A 19,785-nucleotide genomic window follows, 5' to 3' on the forward strand; every position below is an offset into this window, starting at 1 on the left:
ATATTTGCTCTCTGCTAATTTTAGCTGGACGGCCAGGAATAGGTTTGTTTGTAGTGGACTTTTTCCAGTTCTGAATCGTCTGTATACAGATGTTAAAATGCTGTGCTGCTTTTCGCACAGACATTTCGTCTCGAATCATAATTTCTATGACTTTATCTTTAAAATCTTTTGAATATCCCATATCTCTATTGTTCTATAGTTTTTAGGATTTGGCTATAGTTGCACCAATGATTTCTTCATTAATCAGCAAAGCTGTTTTATCACGTAAAGGATAAAGTGGTTCACTCGAATTTTTTTTCGCGTGACCAGTTTGGATACTGCTTAGAAGTTCCTCAGAAGGAATAAAACCAAAAAATGGCATCACTAACCTCAATTTTTTTATTGTCGCGCCAATCGAATGGGGCGAGGCATCCATGTTAAATCCGATACACGACAAGGGTTGATATCCAATCCACCACGGCGTGTATAGGCAGCATATACCATCAGCTGACTTGGTTTTAAATGTTGCCAAATATCGGCAAACATTTGCTCCACACATTGTTCGTGGAAACCATTATGCTGACGGTAAGAAATAATATAAGCCAGAATACTACGATAACAAGGCTTAGTGCCTTTATACCTTATAAATACCGTTCCCCAATCAGGTTGACCCGTGACTGGACAGTTACTTCTTAATAAATGTGAATAAAGTTGAATTTCAACTTCTTCTTGCGCTGCATCTTCATCTAAAGAGAGTAAAGCTGCATTTGGATGATTTTCTAACTGGGTGGGTTCTAAGTCATCAATACAGATGCCTTGCGGTTTTGAAATTTCAACTTCATCAACATGAAATAGATCAATAGTCACAGCGGCATTGGCTGCAGCAGATAAGTCTTTTTCAACGGTTGCTTTAAACGCTGCCTGAGAATCAAATTTGGTAAAGTTCATACTATTAAAGTAGAGCTTTAAAGATTTCGATTCGATGAGGTTGTCTGAACTTGCAGGCAAAGTTAAACGGCCAATAGCGACTTGAGGCACACCAGAAGCATTTAACCAAGAAATTTCAAAAACATGCCACCAGTCTGTACCTTGGCGGATGCCTTCCACATGGGCATATTGTTCACGTGCAGTGGCACGTGCAATCGGAAACAGAATATCAGGTTGATATTCTGTTGGGTAGTTGGTGTCTTTGCCTAAAAGGGATTGTTCTACACTCATTATTCACGCATTCCTGAACCACGAGAAAGTAAATGATACGCCACGCCATAAAGTACAACGCAACATGCAGTAATAACTGTCAGTGAAATGCCGACATTCACATCGCTATGACCTAAAATACCGTAGCGGAATGCATTGACCATATACACAACAGGGTTGATTAAAGAGAGATTTTGCCAAAATGGACTCAGTGATGAGATGGCATAGAAAACACCGCCTAAATAAGTCAGCGGAGTCAGGACGAAAGTCGGGATAATCGAAATGTCGTCAAAAGATTTTGCATAAACAGCATTAATAAATCCGCCAAGAGAAAACAGTAGCGAAGTAATTAAAACTGTATATATAGTTACGAAGATATTGGTCAGGTGTAATTCAGTAAAAAATAGGCTCATGGCAGTAACAATAAAGCCGACTAAAACACCACGGCAAACGCCACCGATCACATAACCCCATAGCACCATATGTAACGGTACAGGGCTCATGATTAATTCTTCGATGCTTTTTTGAAATTTTGCACTAAAGAAACTTGATGACACATTGGCATAGCTGTTGGTAATGACTGCCATCATAATTAAGCCGGGTACGATGAACTGCATGTAGCTAAAACCACCCATTTGCCCAATGCGTGAACCGACTAAATTACCGAAAATCACAAAGTACAAACTCATGGTGATCGCCGGTGGAAGAAGGGTTTGCGGCCAAATACGCATGAAACGGCGAATTTCTTTATACACTAAGGTGTAGAGGGCAATACACAGTTGGTTAAAATTCATTGTGCTGCACCTTCAAGATTTTTTTCGACCATACGGACAAATAGTTCTTCTAGTCGGTTAGATTTATTACGCATACTTCGAACTTGAATACCTTGAGATTCCATGAGTTGGAATAAATCATTCAAGGTATGGCCTTTATCCATAGTGACTTCTAAGGTGACAGGATCTACTAAGTTGAAACGGACACCAATAATTTCTATATGGATCGGTTCAATGGGTTCGGCTAGATCGAAAATAAATGTTTCTTCATTCAACTGGCTGAGGAAACCTTTCATGCTGGTGTCTTCTTTAATCACACCACGATCAATAATTGCGATTCGACGGCACAACATTTCAGCTTCTTCTAAATAGTGTGTCGTTAAAATAATAGACGTACCTTTTTCGTTCATTTCTGTGAGGAAATCCCACATCGAACGGCGTAGTTCAATATCAACACCAGCAGTCGGCTCATCTAAAATCAGCAGTTTAGGTTCATGCATCATGGCACGAGCGATCATTAAACGGCGTTTCATACCGCCCGATAACATACGTGCTTGGGTACTGCGTTTTTCCCAAAGACCAAGCTTTTCTAAATATTCCTCTGCACGTTTCTCTGCTATCTTTTTAGAAATACCGTAATAACCAGCTTGAGTCACCAAAATATCAAATGTTTTTTCAAATTGACCAAAGTTAAATTCTTGAGGTACAACGCCCAAACACTGCTTTGCATGCGAGGGATGGGTATCTAAATTGTGCCCAAAAATTTCGACAGTGCCTGAAGTTTTACGGGTTAGTGAACTGATAATACTAATCGTGGTAGATTTTCCTGCACCATTGGGACCTAACAGTGCATAAAATTCACCTTCGGGTACTGTTAAATCAATACCTTTAAGCGCCTGAAACCCATTTTTATAGGTTTTTGACAGCTGCTTTAACGTTAGTGCATCAGTCATAAATAATTCACTCTATAAATAGTGTGAGTATTGTGCGATATCGGGGCAAATAAACCAAGTAAATCGTATGGAATTCTGCATTTTATAAATAGAACGTTGTATAAAGCTTAAGCAGAAAAAAGCCTAACATCTATATAGTTGCTTTACCTTACAGTTTTTTTTGTTATGATGTGCGCAATCCAAAATAAGCGCTCATAGCTCAACTGGATAGAGTACAGGTCTCCGAAGCCTGTGGCGTGGGTTCGAGTCCCGCTGAGCGCACCACTTACATATTTCAATACATACCAAAATAACCGCAAATCCTTATAAATACTGTATTATCGCTCCTTTCTTTGTTTCAACTTGTTCCATGTAGTACCGCTATAATCCGAATTTTTAGCAGTACATTTAGCAGTACAACATGGCAGCACTAAATAATGTACTACTAAACATGGCCAGAACTGTCGTAAGTCTCACTGATACCAGGATCAAATCAGAAATTACTAAACACAAAAAATCACCAGATAAGATTGTAAAACTGTCTGACGGTGGTGGTTTATTTCTACTTTTAGATAAAAAAGGTGGAACTTATTGGCGGTTTGATTATTTTAAGCCCATAACAAAAAAGAGAACCACGATTGGCATTGGTATTTATCCAGCGATGACGTTGGCGGAAGCGCGAAAACATCGTGAAGAGTATCGTGAGCTACTGTCACAAGGTATAGATCCATTCACGCATAAGCAGCAATTAGAAGAACAAGCGCGATTTGCGTTGAATAATACATTTGAAGCTGTGGCTCGCGAATTTATGCAAACAGAAAAACTGGCTGAATCAACGCGGCATCGTAATGAATTTGTTTATCAGTATTTATTCGATGCAATCGGGAAAAAACCGATTCATGAAATAACGGCCCGTCAATTATTAGATGTTTGTCAAATTTATGAGAAGCAAGGGAAATCTGAAACGGCAAGACGCATGCGCTCTAAAGCCGGTCAAGTGTTTAAATATGGATTGGTGCTTGGTCTTTGTGACAGAAATGTCGCATTAGATATTCAGGGATTATTGCAGCCACATCGGGCGACTCATCATGCTGCAGTAACAGATCCAAAATTGTTGGGTGAACTTCTAGTTGCGATTGATCAATACACAAAGCGTGGATCTATCGTCATGTGTTACGCATTGCGAATATTGCCACATGTTTTTGTGCGCCCTGGTGAATTACGTGCAGCCAAATGGGCGGACATAGATTTAGAAAATAGCACCTGGTCTTATACGCCGGCCAAAACAGAAAATGCGATTGGTACACAGTTAATAGTGCCTCTATCACACCAGGTAAAAAAGCTTTTTGAAGAACTCAAAATGGTGACTGGTAATAATGAATACTGTTTTGCGAATTATTGGGGAAAAACACGGCTTTTATCTGACAGTTCTATCAATAAAGCACTTAAAAATTTAGGTTGGGAAAATGGTGAAACAACAGGGCATGGTTTTCGTGCAACTGCTCGGACGTTGCTAGATGAAGTTTTAAAATTCCCGATTGAGCGTATTGAACAGCAGCTGGGGCATCAAGTGCGTGATATGCATGGACGTGCCTATAATAGGACAAAATATTTAGATGAACGTCGAGTAATGATGCAAGCCTGGTCAGATTATCTGGATAGCTTGAAAGAAAAAGCCCTTAGTTTATAAGGGCTTTTATTTGTTCTGCATATGCTTCCGAAAGTTTATCAGGTAATTTGACACGTACTGATCGGCCAAATTCAATTCGTTCAAGTTCACCGCGATCAAACATTCTATAAACTGTAGTGCGGCCAATATCTAAAAGTTTGCAAGTTTGACTAATCGTTAAAACCATTATTTAGCCTCCTTTTTATCCAGCAGCTGCGCAAGCAGTACTGCACCTGTACGAATGCGATTCACTAATTTCGTGACGTTAGCATCCTCGTAAGTCACTACATCATTTCGAAATTTAGGTAATGGTAGTTCTCGGCCAGCCTTTGAAAACTCATGATTAATATGCGCAACTATTTTATTTTCAAGCTTACGTTTGAAGTTGGGGTTTTGAAGCATTTCAATGTGAGTCATTAATTTATTTTTCATGCTGATGCTTCCTTTCTCAATTGCTTAGTGCGTTCACGGCATTCAACGCAGTGGCACTTTCCGCTTTTATATACTTTGTATACAGTCAAACCATGTAAATCACATTTACCCTCAAAATAGTTTTGACCGGCATCTAGAGCTTTGGTTTTGGCATCAAAGTTAAATTTGTGACGTTGCTGTTCTTTTGTCAGTTTCTTTTCAATAGTTTTCAATACTGGACGATTAACACTCACTGAACGTGTCATCATCTTCCGCATAGTTTCCTGACTTGTTGTATATGACTCAGGTTTCGATCGACTAACACCCGATTGGCCAAAAGGGATTTGTGTCACTTTGCCCTTAGCCTTAAGAAAGTCGTCGACTTGGTTAGCAAGGGCAATAGCTTTGCCCTGATTGATGTAAACATCATGTGCAAGATTCGAGTTCATTGATGCTCTCCCAATTCTTGAATCAAACGCGCTGCAGTAACACTGTCAACAGTCGCAGGAACGATATGGTTTCCCAGCATATGAAAGGTGATGACATGTGCATCATTGGTTTTGCGGTAGACCACATTTGTCATGTTTGCTAAATGGATCGTATGTTCTGCATTATTCAAATCAGTAAACTGAAGCATGTCTTATTCTCCAATTTTAGTTTTATGTTGCATTGCTTGCGCCTTCAGTTCACCAGCATGATTAATCATCAAGCGGAAAAATATTGACGCAGCCAAAACAGCGGGACAAACAATAAAAATGAACACGGCAACATGGCCATAATGTAAATTCATGGCACATACCCCACAGCGTCCACAGCATTGTTAAGGTGCTTGTCTTCATCAGATAGAGCAGCTGGAGTGTCTTGGATCAAACAATGACAGCATTGTTCGTCCGTATAATTTGGACATTTCCCTTGGCAAGCATGGCCACCTTTTTTTCGATGCAGTTTTGGCCATGAATCAATGACTGATTGCTCGGGTACGATGCTTTCAGGAGTAACTGATAAGTTCATACATACTCCTCGATCAATTGAGCACGCATAGCCTTTGCAACATCGTCAAGCCATTTAGCTTTTTCTGTTAAATCAATAAATTCGAAATTGATTGCAGCATCAATGAATGCATTTGCTTGTGCAATTGCAACTGTAAATTCGTGTTGATTGGTTGATTTGTAGATGCCGTGAATAGCGGTCTGTATCTGTGATACAGCACGTTCTTTGTAGAAAACAAAGTCTTTAATTTGGGGTAGACCAAAGTCGTCAGAGAGAAGACGACTAACAATGATTTGATCGAAATGATCATTTTTTTTGGGTTTTGCACTTTTCATAAAATAAACCTAAGCTTGATTAGATTGAAAATAATCTAACCTAGCTTAGGTTTTATGGCAATAATTATTTCTAAGTTTACTTAGAATATTTTATTTATATTTGATAATTAAAGAAATTTTTTCGAAGGTTCAAATCTACCTACATACTTTCCTTTATATAAGCAATTCTCTTTCAAATTTATGATATTGGGTTGGAAATTAGGATTAAGTGCTTGAAGATAAATATTATTGTGTTCACGTACTAAGGCCTTGAACGTGGCATCACCATCACATTGAGCGACAATCATTTCACCTGTTTGAACGGAATCAAAGTCTACATCAGGATCAATACATACATAATCACCATCTTTAAAATGTGGTGAATTGCTAGTTCCTTGGATAATCATATAGAAACTATTTTTACCTGCATTAGGTGGTGCTGGAAGCCATTGTTCTATTTCATAATTTTCTAAACAACGAATACTGGTCCAATTACCAGCTTGTACATAGCTAAGTACAGGGAGTAACCGGACTACTGGGCGAATATCACGCACAGATGGTTCTGAGCCTTCAACACCATATTTCAAATAATTAACTGTTGTATCAAGTACTTCAGCAACAGCCATTAAAGTCTGAAATTGTGGTTCATTAACATCACGTTCCCAATATCCAACGGTGACATCAGATACATCAACAAGATTTCCAAGTTTACCTTGAGTTAGTTTTTTACTTTTTCTCAATTTTTTGATTCTTGAGCCAAGGGTTTCCATGAGCTTTCCCATAAAAATAAATCTAAGCTATCTTAGCTATTGACGTTACGTTAAAACTTCGATTTAATAAATCTAAGTCAACTTAGATTTATTGGTGAATTATGAAACGCCGAGAAGCGTGCAATCTGCTTGGATGCAATCTTTTAGAATTATCAATCAAGCTAAATATTTCTGATTCTGCGGTCGCTCAGTGGGGTGATGATCGCGATATTCCAAAATTAAGGGAATATGAGGTATTGGAACTAGTCCGAATAAACAAAGCAGAAGCTATGTCAAATTTAGCTATGTCATCTGACTTAGAAAATATCCAAAATTAAGGACAAATTAGATATGAGTGATTTTTTATCAAATTTCGCTGCACAAAATGCTGTCTTGCCCTTGGATGTTGCGCTATATCGTGCTTGTAAAGATAGACATGGAAGTAAAGCCGCCATAGCTGAAATTCATGGGTTTAATCCAATGGTATTCAGCAAATGTGTTGATATACAAAATACGCAATATCATTTGCATCCTGAGCATGTCGAAGCAATTTTGAACTACACAAAAGACATCCGTATTTTGCAAAGTGCAGCTGCCGCGCATGGTAATGCAGTGGTTTACGAATTACCTGCCGTTATTGATATTCATGACACGGGTTTTTTGGCCAATATAGGTGCAATTTCAAACCGTGTAGGTGAATTATTCACAACTGTGAGTGATGCATTGAAAGATGGACGAATAGTCGATGTTGAATTGGCAAGCATTGAAAAAGATGCAATGTGTCTGATTGCAGCTGTGGCACAACTTAAAAAATTAGCCCGTCAAAAGGCAGAAAATGATGTGGAGACAAATTAATGGCTCTAACATTTGATCAAGTGCGTGATGCTGCAAATGGACTGTGGAAGTCAAAAATTTTTCCAGCATTTGGCATTCAGGTTCCTGCAACTAAAAATCAACATGGGCCATGCCCAATTTGCGCGAGAAATCCTTCAGCGTCCAATGTTTCTGGTCGATCTTCAGGCAAAGCAAGTAATGTGGACCGCTTCCGTTGTGATGATCAGCAGGGAAATGGTTCTTGGATATGTAATGTGTGCGGTGCTGGTGATGGTTTTTCACTTGTAGGTCATGCACGAGGTTGGGCTCGTAAAGAAGTTTTAAATGAAATTGGTACGGAGCTTGGGCTGAGTATAGAAGGTAAAACGAGTGAAGCTGACCGAAAAAGATGGCGAAAAGAAGCAGAAGAGCGTCGCAAACAAGCTGAATTAGATGAGCTAAAAGCTAAAGAAGCAGCAGCTAAACGTGCAGCACGTATTTGGGGAGCTAAATCTGTAGATCGTGATTGCCCGTACTTGGTACGCAAGCAGGTTCAAAACCATGGCTGTCGCATAAATGGCAAAGGAAATCTGATTGTTCCTTTGTTTGATAAAGACGGAAAAATTTGGAATATCCAAGAAATTCATGCGGATGGCCATAAGCCTTTTTTACCAGGCGGGCGAGTCAGCGCATGTTTTTACATGATTGGCCAGGTGACTCAGCAAGATCAAATTATCTGTATAGCTGAGGGCTATGCGACTGGTGCCAGCATTTATGAGGCGACCGGTCACGTCACGGTTGTGGCGTTTAATTCAGGAAATATAGACAAAGTGGGTAAAGAAATACGCATATTGCATCCGCATGCACGTCTTGTGTATTGCGCTGACGATGATAGCCATTCAACGCCACCTGATGCAGGCTTAAAAGCTGCGAATAAAGCTGTGGCTGCAACAGGCGGTATTGTAATTCTCCCCAAATTTAGTCAAGCGGTGAACGTATGAGTCAAGATGAAATTTTAGAGCAGCCACAATCAAATTCTCACCCATCTGACTTTAATGATCTGCATGTGAGTGAGGGTTTGCAGGTTGTACGGGAGCAGATCGCAAGCGGAATTTCTTCTCAATTTTCTGCTTTTGAAGTTCCCCCACACCCCCCTGAAATGGCAAGCCAAGATTCGGGGCGATTTTCAGCAGAGGATCAGGCATTTTTGGTAGAAGACGAGCCAAATACGCATAATCATGATGATTTTATGCTTGAAACGTATACCGAGCAGGACTTAGTCGAGCGTGAAAATCATTCTGGTGGGCAGCAGCAAGAGGGGGATGGGGAATCAGAAGACTTTGAGCGTCCAGATTTTACAGTTGAAAAATGTTTAAGTCGCTTCATGTTGGTGGAGGGTAAAACTGACGTATGGGATTCCTTCCGTAAAAAAACCATTAAAGCGGTTGCATTTACAAAAATGGTTGGAAAATCGGTTGCTGAGCGTTGGCAATCGCATCGCAATCGTAAAATGATTGATCAGGATACCTTAAAAACCGAAGTGGATAGTCAGACAGCAATAGAAATCACTGACTTGATTAAACGCTATGTGCATTTGGAGGGTACGCTAGAGTCTTGGGATACACTTCATCGTGAACGTGTTAAAAATGCAGCGATTCGAGAAGCATTTCCAAATCAATACGAGATCTGGTTTAAATCTCCGCATCGTCGCATGATTCATAATACTGATTTGGTATTTGACCCGACGAATTCATCTAAACCACATCAAATTAACCGGTTTACTGGGCTTGAGATCGTTGCAGCAACAGATCCTGATGCACCAGACATGTTGATGAACCGAAAAGACGCTTATGAAAAATGTAAAAGTTTTGACCAGTTATTGCGCCATTTGTGTGTTGGGGAGCCGCAGGCATACGGCTGGTTAATTCGATGGTTAGCATATCCGCTTCAACATAAAGGGGCCAAAATGGCCACGTCAATACTCATGCACGGTAATATTCATGGTGCAGGTAAATCGCTATTTTTTGGCGGCATTATGGAGAAAATCTACACAAAGTATCATAAGACCCTCGACCAGCGAGATCTGGAAAGCCAATATAACGACTGGGCTGATGAAGTGCTTTTTTTGCTGTTTGAAGAAATTGCAAATAATAAGACCAAGCACGGCATGATGGGATTTATTAAGCATTTGATCACTGGATCTAAGCTATCGATTCATCAAAAATTCTTGTCATCTATGCAACAGGCAAACCACATGAATACGGTATTTTTATCGAATCATACACAGCCTTTGCCAATTGAAGAAAATGACCGCCGGTTCTTGGTGCTGTATCCAAAGTCCACTGTACCGCAGGAATTATTAGACCAGGTTGTTGCGGATCTGGACGATAACGATGTGATAGAAGCATTTTATGCAACACTGTTACAAGTTGATTTGACAGGGTTTAATGCCCACACCAAGCCGCCAATGACCAAGGCAAAACGGGAAATTATTGAATATACACGGGCAGGTTATGACACGTTTATTGTTCAGTGGATCGCTGAAGAAACGGACTACCCCTACTGTACGTGTACGGTATCCCAACTCTATGACGCTTATCAAAAATGGTCCAAAAAAACCAATGAGCATATTGTTAGTCTAAAAAGATTTATGGGTGAAGCTAAAAAATATGGTGTGATCTCGACGGAGAAACAGGAGCATTGGCGAAAACCATCTCAGCCAGCAAATAAGCAGCAAAGTAAATTGGTGGTTATTGGAGTGATGCCTGAGCAGACAGAGGATAAGCTGGGAATTATGCGACCAACTGTGAAAATGGATTGGTATGGTGCAGACATCGAAAAATTTGACAAGACGTTACAGGGTGATAATAATGATGCTCCATACCCATCCCCATAATAATTACAGGGTTAAATGTGTACCATGTGTACCATCGTGTTTACCATTTATGACCAATGGTACACATCTGCAAGCCTTACCACATAACACTTTATTGTCCAATGTTTACCATGTGTACCATTGCGCGCGCACGCGCACACGGGAAAATTTTGCAGCCAGTAATTATGATTTAAATTTCTATTTCAAAAATGATTTAAAAAAATTCTCTTGCGTGAGAGATATTGTATTAATGGTACACATGGTACACATTTCTCTAAAAGCCTTAATATATAAGGCTTGTGTATGTGTACCATTTTTATACAACGATACACAAAAAACGCCAATGGTAAACATTGCATTCCAAGTATTTGTTTTTAATGTTTTTTCCATGTGTACCATTGTTGAGGGACGTTTCTAATGGAAAAATTCATGCGTTTACTCAATCCAAAGTCAATCAATTACGAAGCAGATCGCATTGATGGAGGCCAGCCATCAATGACAGCACAAGATATTCTGCTAGCAATGAGCTTCGCAAAACTGACTAAGCTACAAGACAACTTGATCCGCTTAAAATACTTTGGTGCAAACACCAAAGGCAATGTACAAATCTTTAGTGAAATTCTAGTTGGCAAGTATGAACAGCAGTTCACTGATGCGGGTGTGAATCAGATTTATCATCAGTCCATCGTGCTGATTGCATTGACCGAGTTTTGTTTGGTCCCTGCAAGTTATAAACCTACTGAGCGTGCACGTGCTTCAATTTGTGGCTGGAGTGATACGACTGTTAGAAATCATATGAAAATCTGTGTTGAGTACACACTTAAAGATTTGAATGCTGAGTTATCTTTTGGCGAAGATAAGATTTTTACCTGCATAAGTAAATCTAAGTAAACTTTGATATTGACTCAAAAGCAAAATGAGGTTAAATTTTACCACAATGGAAAACTCTAGATAAAAGCGCTGTAGTTCTCCATGGAACCGAAAGGTTCTTTAAACAAACTGCATGATTACCCCCTGAAAGTTCATGCAGTTTTTTTATGCCCGCATGTTGCACTGGTCGCAATCATGCGGGTTTTTTTATGGGATACGCAGACATGGGTAAAAAGAATCGAGCAGCTCACTGGCAGGAGCATGAGCAATCAGCCGACAAAGCTGAGAAGGCCAGAGCAAAACCGCTAAAAGATGACAAGGCCAAAGCATGGCGTAAAGCCTGTGCAGATTATCTACTGGCGAATCGATACTGCTATGACTGCACTAAGCGTGGTTATACAAGCCCAGCAGATCAGGTTGCGCACATTGATCAGCCTATCAGCCAAGTGAAGTTCTGGAACATCGATAACTGGCAGGCATTGTGTGAGCCATGCTTCCAGCGGATCACTGAGGGCAAGCCACTGACTGTTCAGGAACCCATACCTAAAGACGCAAAATTATATACGGTGAAGTAATGGCACGATTAACAAAGCTGGGTGGATCACTACCAACACTCAAGAGTAATCAACCGACCTTAGCCAAACAAGAAAACTATGGCCAAGGTCGTGGCGGTCGGCCATGGCGCCGGATCAAACGTGAAGTGCATGTACGTGATAACTGGACGTGCTGCAAGTGCCAGCGTGTATCCATGAACCTTGAGTGTGACCATATCGTAAACAAAGCCCAAGGCGGAACGGATGACATGGACAACCTGCAGTCGTTATGCAAGCAATGCCATGACCAGAAGACACAACAAGAAAGCAAACACGGGATGCAACGCAAATGACCAAGATAGCAAAGCTCATAGTACCTGGTGGTATAGGTGTGATGGGAACTCATGTTGAACTTGAAGATGGAACACGCTTGAAGGGTGTTCAGTCAATCAAATTGGTGGGTGGTGTTGATAACCCTATTTGGCGTATGACTGTTGAAGTCACGCCAGAGTTTATTGACCAGCTGCCAATTGATGCTGAATTGACCACAGACATTGGCAAGCTTAATGACTTGACCGATGACCAGCTTGCCCAGATCGGACTGAAACGAATCAAAGATTAAAAGAACATACAGAACCGGCACACGTTAGCTCGGTTCAATGTTGACAGCTCGGAATAGACGGCAAGTTCATGTGTAAGCAAAACCCATGATCTTCATTTACTCGACAGGATGTTGAGTCAAGGTGGGTATAAGATGGATTTGACTTTGGTGACGGCAAGCCATTAACACATCAGTTGGCCATAGTGAACGACTCTAATCCCTGTCGGCAACGGCAGGGATTTTTCATTAAATAATAACTTGGAGAACATTATGTTTAAGTTTGATCTTGGACAGAAAGTAAAAATTGGTATTTCAAAAAATTATGTAATTGTAACTGCTCGTGCTGAATACATTGATCGACCAAACCAGTATCTTTGTAAGCATTACGGTGAATCAGGTCTTCCTTCTTATGATTGGTTTGATGAATCCGATATCAGCTTATGACAGTTGATCTTCCATGGTCAGTTGTGACCATGGAAGACTATCGTGGAACATATATCGTGATTCATTTTATTAAAGTTTTCGTGGAACATTTTAATAAAATGAATGACTTGCATCATATTGGTGCGCATTTTACCCCGTGGGGGGTATCAAAATTTAAAAATTTCGGTCCCAGCGGACACCGCCCCCTAATCTCATTTGTAAAAAAATTCCTGATTTGAGCAAAAGTAAATAAACTTTTTATTCAAAATCATAAATTTAGGTTAATTTTTTTAAATATTCAGCATTGAAGGTGAAAATATGGCTTTGACTGAACAGATGAAAAAATTTGCTCATGCCAAACTAAAAAGTGATCCAGAGACTGGAAAGCAACTGTCAAACAAGCAAGCGGCCATTGAAGCGGGCTATTCTGAGAAGTCGGCTGGGTCGAAAGGCAGCCAGTTGGCCCAAAATCCCGAGGTCATTACCTATCTGGACGGGCTTTTAAAATCAGGGGGAGAGGGGGCGGCGGTCTTTGAATCTATGCCTTTGGGTGAAGCCGCGATACAAGCCGACTTCAAGGAGATGGAGAGTGTATCAAACTCTTTAGAGTTTTTGCGTTCAATTTATAAAAATGCACGTTTGGAACGTAAGGTGCGAATTGAAGCTGCCAAAGCTGCTTTGCCATATGAATTTGGCAAAGTCGGTGAAATGGGTGTAAAGCAAGGCCGTGAAAATGCGGCTGGTGATGTTTCTGAAAATGACGATGACTTTGCAACTGCTGGTAATCAACGTGCAGCTCGGAGTCAGCATAGAGTGAGTTGATATGTCTTCAATGTCCCCGATCTGGACAACAGCTTGCCCGGATTGGGAAAAGAAGATTCTTGCAAAAGAATCGCTAATTGCCTGCAAGCCGTTGTACCCAGATGAAGCCGAAATGGCTTTGAACGTTTTTAAAAAGCTGACATTGGTGGATGTTGCCGGAAAGCCGAAAGTAGGTGAAGTGACAGGTCAGTGGGTCTTTGACTTTGTTGGTGGTGTTTTTGGCGCTTATGATTACGAAAAAAATGAACGCTTAATCAACGAATTTTTCCTGCTCATTAGTAAGAAAAATACGAAATCCACACTTGCTGCGGGCATCATGCTGACTGCGATTATTTTGAATGATCGTCATTCTGCTGAATTTATTATTTTGGCCCCAACGAAAGAGGTTGCAGATAATTCATTTAAGCCGATTCGCGACATGATTCGTGAAGATCCAAAGTTGAATGCGCTGTTTAGCGTGTCAGAACATACACGAACAGTCACACATCGTAAGACCAAGGCAACTTTGGCAGTTGTAGCAGCGGATACCGGATCTGTAGGCGGAAAAAAAGGCGCTTATATTCTTGTGGATGAGCTTTGGATTTTTGGTAAACGTGCAAATGCTGAGTCTATGCTTGAGGAAGCGACAGGCGGTATGGCTTCTTTCCCGGAAGGTTTCCTGATTTGGTTGTCTACGCAGTCAGATGAACCGCCAGCTGGCGTGTTTAAAAAGAAATTGGATTATGCTCGAAAGGTACGTGATGGTGAGATTATCAATCCATCATTCTTGCCGTTGCTGTACGAATTTCCGCAAAGCATGATTGATGATGAAAGCTATCTGAACCCAGACTATTTCTACGTGACCAATCCCAACTTAGGGCGTTCTACCCATATTCGTTATTTGCTGAATAAGTATGAGCAGGCGAAAGAGAGTGGTGCAGATTCAGTTCAAATTTTCTTGGCGAAATATTTGAATGTCGAAATAGGAATGAACAAGCGTGCGGATCGTTGGGCAGGTGCAGATTTTTGGATGCTCTCAGCATACAAAGATAAACTTTTTGTAGAGTCAATATTGGATCTAAGTGAAATATGTACAGCAGGGTTCGATGGTGGCGGCCTTGATGATATGTTTGGTATGTCGATTATTGGTCGAGATAAACATGATCGTTCACTTTGGTATTGCTGGAATCGTGCTTGGGTGCATCCTATTGCTTTAGAACGTCGTCAAGAGAATGCTCCAGCTTATAAGGATTTTGAAAAAGAAGGTGATTTGGTCATCGTAAAGAACGTTGGTGATGATGTTCGTCAAGCAGCTCAAATATGTAAGCGTATTTATGATGCAGGCAAGTTTCCTGAAAAGGCTGCTATCGGTTTGGATAAATTGGGGATGCCTTCACTTCAAGATGGATTGTTGGAAGAAATTCCATTCGAGTTATTAATTGGTGTGCCGCAAGGTTATCAACTTTCGGGATACGTTCAAACAACTGAGCGAAAAGTTGCTGAAGGAAAGTTTCTGCATGCTGGACAGCGCATGATGAACTGGTGCGTTGGCAATGCGAAGGGTGTTTATCAGGGTAATGCAATGACGATTCGCAAGCAGGAATCAGGCAAAGGTAAAATTGATCCGTTAATAGCGACATTTAACGCGGTAGCGCTGATGTCAGCAAACCCAGAGGCTGCAGCGCAAAGTTATGGGGTATTTTTTGTATGACAAGAAATCAAAATATTCGACAGGAAATTCGTCACCAGCTGGCAATACAAAATCATTTAGGAGCCTGCACAACGACAGGTAAATCAGATAAAGAAATCGCTCACATTGATGAGCGATTTTTTTTGGCTTGTGAAAAGTTAGAAGCACTTCAAGCAGGCTTAAAGCGAAGTAAAACCAAGGAGTAGAAAAGCGATGAAGCTTGCTTACAGCTTACTCGAAGTCAAATCAGTCAATGATGAAGAGTGGAAGCTTGAAGGAATTGCAACGACACCGACACCTGACCGTGTTGATGATGTTGTGGAACCTAAAGGTGCACAATTCACGTTGCCAGTGCCTTTTTTGTGGCAGCACGACAAACGTCAGCCAATTGGAAATGTAACTGAAGCTCAAGTAACGGATGAAGGAATCAAAGTAGTTATTCAGCTTGTGAAACCAGATGAAGTTGAATCAGATGACTTGAAGAAGCGCCTGCAGGAAGCATGGGACAGTATTAAAACCGGGCTTGTGCGCGGTCTTTCAATTGGATTCCGAGGTCTTGAAGTTGCGGATATTCAAGGCACTTGGGGCTATAAATTCATTAAATGGGATTGGTATGAATTATCGGCAGTTACGATTCCTGCGAATCAGGAAGCAACAATCACTGGCATTAAGACACTCTGCCATCCCGATCAGACAACTAAACAAAATACTGAGCAGCAGGAAAAAACTCTGCCGTGTAAACCGCCCGTAGTCACGCAGCCTGAATCAAAACATTTGGTCGTGAAATTGGCTGAAACATCAAAATCTTTTGGAGTAAAACTCGTATGAAACTTGCTGAACAGATTGCAAAATTAAAGGCAAATATTAAGTCACATCAAGACCAAATTGTTGTGAAATCAGGTGCATCAATTTCAAAGGGCGTTACGCCGGATGAAGCAACTGAAGCTGAAATTAAAGGTCTTCAGGATGAAATTGCTGTGATGCAAAAAAATCAGGACCGTCTTGAAGCTATTCAGAAATCACAGGCTGCATTAGCTGACACCACAACGCCTGTTGACGGTAGTACTTCTGAAAAAGGGTTGAACTCAACCCAAGGTAAAACGGTGGTTAAAACTGAAAGCAATTTGCCTAAAGGTCACGGTATAGCGATGATTGTCCGTGCAAAAGTGGCATCGCAACAACTTGCTAAAAATCATAGTGAATATGTAAGTGCTAGCGATTTATTGAAATCTTGGAATGCTCCAGAAATTGTTCAAAATGTTGCAAAAGCGGTTGCGGGAACAACATCAAGTGATGAGTATTCAGCGCTAATACAAACTCAGAACTTAGTAAATGACTTTATGGATGTTATGCGTCCTCAAACAATTATTGGGCGTATTAAAGGCTTCCGTGAAGTGCCATTTAATATTACCGTTCCAACTAAAACTAGCGGCAGTATTGTGAACTGGGTAGGTGAAGGTAAGAAAAAACCAGTTACTAATTTAGTCATTGGTAAAACTTCCTTATCTTTCGCTAAAATCGCAGGCATCGTGCCATTTTCAGATGAATTAGGTAAGTTTTCAGATCCTAAAGTAGATGCAATGGTCATGCAGGATCTATCGGATTCCATTACTGGTTTTTCGGATGCTCAATTCTTACTACCAGCAAAAGCAGAGACTATTGAAAGCCCTGCGTCTATTTTACATGGTGTCACTCCGATCACGGCTGCAGGTTTGACAATAGATAACTTCCGTTCAGATCTGCGTAAACTGCGCGGTCAGTTTATTGCGGGTAATGTTTCGTTGACGGGATGTTACTACATCATGAGTGAGACAATGGCTAGCTTTATGTCTGATCTGATTGATGCTTTAGGGAACCCTGTTTACCGTGGTATGGATGCGCCAGTCGGTGAAAAAACCTTGAAAGGTTTACCGGTTGTTGAATCTGAATCTGCAGGTTCAATTATTGCATTAATTAAACCATCGGAAATCTTACTTGCGGATAATGGTGGTATTGATCTTTCAATTTCTTCAGAAGCGACTCTGGATTATAACGATGGAACAGATGACGTTTCTCTGAATTTATGGCAGCAAAACATGGTTGCTGTTCGTGCTGAACGTTACATCCGTTGGAAAAAGCGTCATGCTTTAGCGGCAGCTTGGATTGATTATTCGGGCCAAACCTTGCAGTAAATCATATTTAAATTTTGGTTGAAGGTAGCTAGAAATAGCTACCTTTTTTAATTACTAAAAAGGTGATGAAGTGGAAATCAAATATTTAAAAGATGCACCACTTGGTAAAAAAGGGCAAAAGGCAATAGTCCAGGATCATGAGGGAAAAGTTCTCATAGCATTGGGTTTTGCCAAAGAAATTAAATTGAAGCCATCTGTTGATTCTTCTGAAAATATAACTTTATTGAATCTGAATGGATCACCAGTAATTGATGATTTCGGAAGTGTCGCGCAAGTAGTGGTTAACTGAGGTTGAAAAAATGGGTCTTTTTAGCAAGATGTTTCGCAAAAAGTCTTTCTCTACAGTTAATAACGGTGGGTGGACTAAAATTTTTGAACCTTTCACTGGTGCTTGGCAGCGAAATATAGAGCTAAATCGTGAAGACCAGCTTTCATTTCATGCTGTTTTTGCCTGCATTTCTATCATTTCAAAAGATATTGGCAAGCTGCCTTTAGAATTACGCAAAAAAGAAAATGGGGTTTGGGTCAAAACCAAGGACGAAAACCTACCATTCTTTGAAAAGCCGAATCATTTTCAAACCATGCAGCAGTTTCTTGAGTATTACATCATTTCCAAAGAAACCCGCGGCAATACTTATGTGCTCAAGCTGCGAAATTTTAAAGGTGATGTAGAGCAGCTCATTGTATTAAATCCTGACAATGTGACGCCTTTGGTCAGTGATGAGGGTGATGTGTTCTACCGGATTGGCATTGATAAGTTGGCCAAACAAACAGAATCAATCATCTTACCTGCTTCTGAAATCGTTCATGACCGTTGGAACTGTTTGTATCATCCGCTGGTTGGAATTAGCCCTTTGGTCGCTTGTGGTTTATCAGCTTCGCAAGGGACGGCTATTCAAAAATATGGTGCCAAATTCTTTGGTAATAACGGTCGACCAAGTGGCATTTTGACAATGCCAGGAAAAATTGAAGAAGAAGATGCAAAGCGCATCAAAGAAGGCTGGGAACAAAATTATTCGGGCGAAAATATTGGGAAAACTGCAGTACTTGGTGGTGATGTGAAATACATTGCGATGTCTATGCCAGCTGCAGATGCGCAAATGATTGAACAACATAAATGGTCTGCTGAAATTTGCTGTTCTGTCTTTAATGTCCCGCCTTGGAAAATTGGCATTGGCAGTATTCCACAAGGGCAAAAAGTTGAAGACATGGAACGGATCTACCTGAACAGTTGTTTGCAAAGTCCGATTGAAGCGATTGAAAACTGCTTTGATGCAGCTTTTGACTTAAAAGCTAAAGGCTATGAAGTATTTCTTGATCTTTCAACTTTGCTTCGCATGGACAGTATGTCGCAAATGAACTTTTATTCGCTTGGCGTGCAGCGCGGTATTTTTGCACCAAACGAAGCGCGGGCAGTATTCAATTACGAATCTAAAACTGGCGGTGATACGCCATACATGCAGCAGCAAAACTATTCACTTGAAGCAATTTCAAAACGTGATTCGAAAGATGATCCCTTTGCTTCGGGTTCTGGCAAATCAAATGGAGAAGGTGATGGCGCTAACAGTGAATGACGTGGCTCGTCATCTTCGCTATGACGATGACGATATTGTGGCTTTAGACCTGCAATCCATTATGGACAGTGCAGAGCAAGCTGTAAAAGATCATGTGCTGACGAAATATGATGCTGAAAATAAGATTCAGCAGCGCGCTATTCTGATGATGTGTGGTTATTTCGATGAACATCGTGGAGTAAATAAAGACACGCCTTCAAATGATGGTTTTTTGCCGCAACCGGTGAAGGATTTATTGTCTCCCTATTACCTACCATTGGTGGTTTAGATGGATGAATTCATTAACTTCGTAAAACAAACACCGCAATATACCAATTTAGTTTTCATTTATGGTGAGCGCCTTTTTATACGTCGAAATGGCGTATTTGAGGTGCCAGCCATTGAATTGGCTTGGCTTGCTTGGAATAAATAATATGACTT

The 19,785-nt window shown here is 40.6% G+C and carries 31 protein-coding genes, 1 tRNA gene and 1 pseudogene; 20 read left to right on the forward strand and 13 right to left on the reverse strand.

Annotation, left to right across the window (positions count from 1 at the left end; all coding sequences use genetic code 11):
• From FTV03_RS07280 to FTV03_RS07300, 5 genes and pseudogenes are all read right to left on the reverse strand, one after another.
• Positions 1 to 181: helix-turn-helix domain-containing protein (locus tag FTV03_RS07280; protein WP_180040462.1), on the reverse strand; the 181-nt coding region annotated here is incomplete at its 3' end.
• A gap of 45 nt (positions 182 to 226) precedes the next feature.
• A pseudogene (locus tag FTV03_RS07285) lies at positions 227 to 361 on the reverse strand (hypothetical protein); the annotation flags it as partial.
• Positions 362 to 378: 17 nt separating this feature from the next.
• Positions 379 to 1,197 carry an NADPH-dependent 7-cyano-7-deazaguanine reductase QueF gene (gene queF / locus FTV03_RS07290; protein WP_111883994.1) on the reverse strand — a complete coding sequence of 273 codons (819 nt, stop codon included), beginning with the start codon at positions 1,195 to 1,197 and terminating at the stop codon, positions 379 to 381.
• Positions 1,197 to 1,970, reverse strand: coding sequence for an ABC transporter permease (locus FTV03_RS07295; RefSeq protein ID WP_078190306.1), 774 nt, complete (start codon positions 1,968 to 1,970; stop codon positions 1,197 to 1,199). The genes queF and FTV03_RS07295 overlap by 1 nt, the downstream gene beginning before the upstream one ends.
• Complete coding sequence (locus FTV03_RS07300; protein ID WP_168378014.1) at positions 1,967 to 2,902, reverse strand: ABC transporter ATP-binding protein; 936 nt, start codon at positions 2,900 to 2,902, stop codon at positions 1,967 to 1,969. The genes FTV03_RS07295 and FTV03_RS07300 overlap by 4 nt, the downstream gene beginning before the upstream one ends.
• Positions 2,903 to 3,090: 188 nt before the next feature.
• On the opposite strand from FTV03_RS07300, the gene FTV03_RS07305 reads away from it, so the two are divergent.
• Together FTV03_RS07305 and FTV03_RS07310 are read left to right on the forward strand one after the other, a co-directional pair.
• Positions 3,091 to 3,166: transfer RNA gene (locus tag FTV03_RS07305), tRNA-Arg, on the forward strand.
• A gap of 166 nt (positions 3,167 to 3,332) precedes the next feature.
• The gene (locus FTV03_RS07310; RefSeq protein ID WP_111884028.1) at positions 3,333 to 4,571 is read left to right on the forward strand and encodes an integrase arm-type DNA-binding domain-containing protein; all 1,239 of its coding nucleotides are present in this window, start codon (positions 3,333 to 3,335) and stop codon (positions 4,569 to 4,571) included.
• Here FTV03_RS07310 and FTV03_RS07315 read toward each other — a convergent pair.
• The 8 genes from FTV03_RS07315 to FTV03_RS07350 all read right to left on the reverse strand — a co-directional run bounded on the left by FTV03_RS07315 (position 4,561) and on the right by FTV03_RS07350 (position 7,035).
• The gene (locus tag FTV03_RS07315; RefSeq protein ID WP_111883997.1) at positions 4,561 to 4,737 is read right to left on the reverse strand and encodes a helix-turn-helix domain-containing protein; all 177 of its coding nucleotides are present in this window, start codon (positions 4,735 to 4,737) and stop codon (positions 4,561 to 4,563) included. The genes FTV03_RS07310 and FTV03_RS07315 overlap by 11 nt on opposite strands.
• On the reverse strand, positions 4,737 to 4,982 hold the full coding sequence (locus FTV03_RS07320; RefSeq protein WP_257220713.1) for a hypothetical protein: 246 nt from the start codon (positions 4,980 to 4,982) through the stop codon (positions 4,737 to 4,739). Before FTV03_RS07320 ends, FTV03_RS07315 begins: the two co-directional genes overlap by 1 nt.
• Entirely contained in the window at positions 4,979 to 5,410 is a 432-nt protein-coding gene (locus tag FTV03_RS07325) for a hypothetical protein (RefSeq protein ID WP_180040737.1), read from the reverse strand. The genes FTV03_RS07320 and FTV03_RS07325 overlap by 4 nt, the downstream gene beginning before the upstream one ends.
• Positions 5,407 to 5,598, reverse strand: a complete 192-nt coding sequence (locus FTV03_RS07330) for a hypothetical protein (RefSeq protein ID WP_180040738.1) — start codon at positions 5,596 to 5,598, stop codon at positions 5,407 to 5,409. The genes FTV03_RS07325 and FTV03_RS07330 overlap by 4 nt, the downstream gene beginning before the upstream one ends.
• A gap of 3 nt (positions 5,599 to 5,601) precedes the next feature.
• Complete coding sequence (locus FTV03_RS07335; RefSeq protein WP_180040740.1) at positions 5,602 to 5,751, reverse strand: hypothetical protein; 150 nt, start codon at positions 5,749 to 5,751, stop codon at positions 5,602 to 5,604.
• Positions 5,748 to 5,972, reverse strand: coding sequence for a hypothetical protein (locus FTV03_RS07340; RefSeq protein WP_180040742.1), 225 nt, complete (start codon positions 5,970 to 5,972; stop codon positions 5,748 to 5,750). The genes FTV03_RS07335 and FTV03_RS07340 overlap by 4 nt, the downstream gene beginning before the upstream one ends.
• Entirely contained in the window at positions 5,969 to 6,286 is a 318-nt protein-coding gene (locus tag FTV03_RS07345; protein ID WP_180040744.1) for a hypothetical protein, read from the reverse strand. The genes FTV03_RS07340 and FTV03_RS07345 overlap by 4 nt, the downstream gene beginning before the upstream one ends.
• A gap of 107 nt (positions 6,287 to 6,393) precedes the next feature.
• Entirely contained in the window at positions 6,394 to 7,035 is a 642-nt protein-coding gene (locus FTV03_RS07350; RefSeq protein WP_180040746.1) for a LexA family transcriptional regulator, read from the reverse strand.
• 101 nt (positions 7,036 to 7,136) lie between these two features.
• Here FTV03_RS07350 and FTV03_RS07355 point away from each other — a divergent pair, with 101 nt between their 5' ends.
• The 18 genes from FTV03_RS07355 to FTV03_RS07440 all read left to right on the forward strand — a co-directional run bounded on the left by FTV03_RS07355 (position 7,137) and on the right by FTV03_RS07440 (position 19,777).
• A complete protein-coding gene (locus FTV03_RS07355) occupies positions 7,137 to 7,352 on the forward strand; it encodes a hypothetical protein (protein WP_180040748.1) in 216 nt (71 codons plus the stop codon).
• Between the two features lie 13 nt (positions 7,353 to 7,365).
• Positions 7,366 to 7,869 (forward strand): phage regulatory CII family protein, encoded by a 504-nt coding sequence (locus tag FTV03_RS07360; RefSeq protein ID WP_178962200.1) that lies wholly within the window; start codon positions 7,366 to 7,368, stop codon positions 7,867 to 7,869.
• Positions 7,869 to 8,828 (forward strand): primase-helicase zinc-binding domain-containing protein, encoded by a 960-nt coding sequence (locus FTV03_RS07365; RefSeq protein WP_180040750.1) that lies wholly within the window; start codon positions 7,869 to 7,871, stop codon positions 8,826 to 8,828. Before FTV03_RS07360 ends, FTV03_RS07365 begins: the two co-directional genes overlap by 1 nt.
• Positions 8,825 to 10,723 (forward strand): DUF5906 domain-containing protein, encoded by a 1,899-nt coding sequence (locus tag FTV03_RS07370; protein ID WP_180040752.1) that lies wholly within the window; start codon positions 8,825 to 8,827, stop codon positions 10,721 to 10,723. Before FTV03_RS07365 ends, FTV03_RS07370 begins: the two co-directional genes overlap by 4 nt.
• A 396-nt stretch (positions 10,724 to 11,119) precedes the next feature.
• Positions 11,120 to 11,593, forward strand: a complete 474-nt coding sequence (locus tag FTV03_RS07375) for a hypothetical protein (RefSeq protein WP_180040754.1) — start codon at positions 11,120 to 11,122, stop codon at positions 11,591 to 11,593.
• 146 nt (positions 11,594 to 11,739) lie between these two features.
• Positions 11,740 to 12,147 carry an HNH endonuclease signature motif containing protein gene (locus tag FTV03_RS07380; protein ID WP_178962207.1) on the forward strand — a complete coding sequence of 136 codons (408 nt, stop codon included), beginning with the start codon at positions 11,740 to 11,742 and terminating at the stop codon, positions 12,145 to 12,147.
• Positions 12,147 to 12,458: an HNH endonuclease gene (locus tag FTV03_RS07385; protein WP_180040756.1), complete on the forward strand. Its 312-nt coding sequence runs from the start codon at positions 12,147 to 12,149 to the stop codon at positions 12,456 to 12,458. The genes FTV03_RS07380 and FTV03_RS07385 overlap by 1 nt, the downstream gene beginning before the upstream one ends.
• Positions 12,455 to 12,727, forward strand: a complete 273-nt coding sequence (locus FTV03_RS07390) for a hypothetical protein (RefSeq protein ID WP_180040758.1) — start codon at positions 12,455 to 12,457, stop codon at positions 12,725 to 12,727. Before FTV03_RS07385 ends, FTV03_RS07390 begins: the two co-directional genes overlap by 4 nt.
• A gap of 249 nt (positions 12,728 to 12,976) precedes the next feature.
• Positions 12,977 to 13,150, forward strand: coding sequence for a hypothetical protein (locus FTV03_RS07395; protein WP_180040760.1), 174 nt, complete (start codon positions 12,977 to 12,979; stop codon positions 13,148 to 13,150).
• Between the two features lie 297 nt (positions 13,151 to 13,447).
• Positions 13,448 to 13,951: a terminase small subunit gene (locus tag FTV03_RS07400; protein ID WP_180040762.1), complete on the forward strand. Its 504-nt coding sequence runs from the start codon at positions 13,448 to 13,450 to the stop codon at positions 13,949 to 13,951.
• A gap of 1 nt (position 13,952) precedes the next feature.
• A complete protein-coding gene (locus tag FTV03_RS07405; protein ID WP_180040765.1) occupies positions 13,953 to 15,641 on the forward strand; it encodes a terminase large subunit in 1,689 nt (562 codons plus the stop codon).
• The gene (locus FTV03_RS07410) at positions 15,638 to 15,826 is read left to right on the forward strand and encodes a hypothetical protein (protein ID WP_180040767.1); all 189 of its coding nucleotides are present in this window, start codon (positions 15,638 to 15,640) and stop codon (positions 15,824 to 15,826) included. The genes FTV03_RS07405 and FTV03_RS07410 overlap by 4 nt, the downstream gene beginning before the upstream one ends.
• A gap of 7 nt (positions 15,827 to 15,833) precedes the next feature.
• Complete coding sequence (locus FTV03_RS07415; protein WP_180040769.1) at positions 15,834 to 16,448, forward strand: HK97 family phage prohead protease; 615 nt, start codon at positions 15,834 to 15,836, stop codon at positions 16,446 to 16,448.
• Positions 16,445 to 17,791 carry a phage major capsid protein gene (locus FTV03_RS07420; protein WP_180040771.1) on the forward strand — a complete coding sequence of 449 codons (1,347 nt, stop codon included), beginning with the start codon at positions 16,445 to 16,447 and terminating at the stop codon, positions 17,789 to 17,791. Before FTV03_RS07415 ends, FTV03_RS07420 begins: the two co-directional genes overlap by 4 nt.
• 70 nt (positions 17,792 to 17,861) lie before the next feature.
• Entirely contained in the window at positions 17,862 to 18,080 is a 219-nt protein-coding gene (locus FTV03_RS07425; protein ID WP_180040773.1) for a hypothetical protein, read from the forward strand.
• Positions 18,081 to 18,090: 10 nt separating this feature from the next.
• Positions 18,091 to 19,365, forward strand: coding sequence for a phage portal protein (locus tag FTV03_RS07430; RefSeq protein ID WP_180040775.1), 1,275 nt, complete (start codon positions 18,091 to 18,093; stop codon positions 19,363 to 19,365).
• Positions 19,346 to 19,633, forward strand: a complete 288-nt coding sequence (locus FTV03_RS07435; RefSeq protein WP_180040777.1) for a head-tail connector protein — start codon at positions 19,346 to 19,348, stop codon at positions 19,631 to 19,633. Before FTV03_RS07430 ends, FTV03_RS07435 begins: the two co-directional genes overlap by 20 nt.
• Positions 19,634 to 19,777: a hypothetical protein gene (locus FTV03_RS07440; protein WP_180040779.1), complete on the forward strand. Its 144-nt coding sequence runs from the start codon at positions 19,634 to 19,636 to the stop codon at positions 19,775 to 19,777.
• The last annotated feature ends 8 nt before the right edge of the window (positions 19,778 to 19,785 follow it).

This window comes from Acinetobacter sp. YH12218 (assembly GCF_013417925.1).
Classification (GTDB): domain Bacteria; phylum Pseudomonadota; class Gammaproteobacteria; order Pseudomonadales; family Moraxellaceae; genus Acinetobacter; species Acinetobacter amyesii.

Bases quoted from the DNA above. Each gene is read 5' to 3' on its own strand.
- queF (WP_111883994.1), bottom strand. From the start codon at position 1,197: ATGAGTGTAGAACAATCCCTTTTAGGCAAAGACACCAACTACCCAACA.
- FTV03_RS07295 (WP_078190306.1), bottom strand. From the start codon at position 1,970: ATGAATTTTAACCAACTGTGTATTGCCCTCTACACCTTAGTGTATAAA.
- FTV03_RS07300 (WP_168378014.1), bottom strand. From the start codon at position 2,902: ATGACTGATGCACTAACGTTAAAGCAGCTGTCAAAAACCTATAAAAAT.
- FTV03_RS07310 (WP_111884028.1), top strand. From the start codon at position 3,333: ATGGCCAGAACTGTCGTAAGTCTCACTGATACCAGGATCAAATCAGAA.
- FTV03_RS07315 (WP_111883997.1), bottom strand. From the start codon at position 4,737: ATGGTTTTAACGATTAGTCAAACTTGCAAACTTTTAGATATTGGCCGC.
- FTV03_RS07320 (WP_257220713.1), bottom strand. From the start codon at position 4,982: ATGAAAAATAAATTAATGACTCACATTGAAATGCTTCAAAACCCCAAC.
- FTV03_RS07325 (WP_180040737.1), bottom strand. From the start codon at position 5,410: ATGAACTCGAATCTTGCACATGATGTTTACATCAATCAGGGCAAAGCT.
- FTV03_RS07330 (WP_180040738.1), bottom strand. From the start codon at position 5,598: ATGCTTCAGTTTACTGATTTGAATAATGCAGAACATACGATCCATTTA.
- FTV03_RS07335 (WP_180040740.1), bottom strand. From the start codon at position 5,751: ATGAATTTACATTATGGCCATGTTGCCGTGTTCATTTTTATTGTTTGT.
- FTV03_RS07340 (WP_180040742.1), bottom strand. From the start codon at position 5,972: ATGAACTTATCAGTTACTCCTGAAAGCATCGTACCCGAGCAATCAGTC.
- FTV03_RS07345 (WP_180040744.1), bottom strand. From the start codon at position 6,286: ATGAAAAGTGCAAAACCCAAAAAAAATGATCATTTCGATCAAATCATT.
- FTV03_RS07350 (WP_180040746.1), bottom strand. From the start codon at position 7,035: ATGGAAACCCTTGGCTCAAGAATCAAAAAATTGAGAAAAAGTAAAAAA.
- FTV03_RS07355 (WP_180040748.1), top strand. From the start codon at position 7,137: ATGAAACGCCGAGAAGCGTGCAATCTGCTTGGATGCAATCTTTTAGAA.
- FTV03_RS07360 (WP_178962200.1), top strand. From the start codon at position 7,366: ATGAGTGATTTTTTATCAAATTTCGCTGCACAAAATGCTGTCTTGCCC.
- FTV03_RS07365 (WP_180040750.1), top strand. From the start codon at position 7,869: ATGGCTCTAACATTTGATCAAGTGCGTGATGCTGCAAATGGACTGTGG.
- FTV03_RS07370 (WP_180040752.1), top strand. From the start codon at position 8,825: ATGAGTCAAGATGAAATTTTAGAGCAGCCACAATCAAATTCTCACCCA.
- FTV03_RS07375 (WP_180040754.1), top strand. From the start codon at position 11,120: ATGGAAAAATTCATGCGTTTACTCAATCCAAAGTCAATCAATTACGAA.
- FTV03_RS07380 (WP_178962207.1), top strand. From the start codon at position 11,740: ATGCCCGCATGTTGCACTGGTCGCAATCATGCGGGTTTTTTTATGGGA.
- FTV03_RS07385 (WP_180040756.1), top strand. From the start codon at position 12,147: ATGGCACGATTAACAAAGCTGGGTGGATCACTACCAACACTCAAGAGT.
- FTV03_RS07390 (WP_180040758.1), top strand. From the start codon at position 12,455: ATGACCAAGATAGCAAAGCTCATAGTACCTGGTGGTATAGGTGTGATG.
- FTV03_RS07395 (WP_180040760.1), top strand. From the start codon at position 12,977: ATGTTTAAGTTTGATCTTGGACAGAAAGTAAAAATTGGTATTTCAAAA.
- FTV03_RS07400 (WP_180040762.1), top strand. From the start codon at position 13,448: ATGGCTTTGACTGAACAGATGAAAAAATTTGCTCATGCCAAACTAAAA.
- FTV03_RS07405 (WP_180040765.1), top strand. From the start codon at position 13,953: ATGTCTTCAATGTCCCCGATCTGGACAACAGCTTGCCCGGATTGGGAA.
- FTV03_RS07410 (WP_180040767.1), top strand. From the start codon at position 15,638: ATGACAAGAAATCAAAATATTCGACAGGAAATTCGTCACCAGCTGGCA.
- FTV03_RS07415 (WP_180040769.1), top strand. From the start codon at position 15,834: ATGAAGCTTGCTTACAGCTTACTCGAAGTCAAATCAGTCAATGATGAA.
- FTV03_RS07420 (WP_180040771.1), top strand. From the start codon at position 16,445: ATGAAACTTGCTGAACAGATTGCAAAATTAAAGGCAAATATTAAGTCA.
- FTV03_RS07430 (WP_180040775.1), top strand. From the start codon at position 18,091: ATGGGTCTTTTTAGCAAGATGTTTCGCAAAAAGTCTTTCTCTACAGTT.
- FTV03_RS07435 (WP_180040777.1), top strand. From the start codon at position 19,346: ATGGCGCTAACAGTGAATGACGTGGCTCGTCATCTTCGCTATGACGAT.
- FTV03_RS07440 (WP_180040779.1), top strand. From the start codon at position 19,634: ATGGATGAATTCATTAACTTCGTAAAACAAACACCGCAATATACCAAT.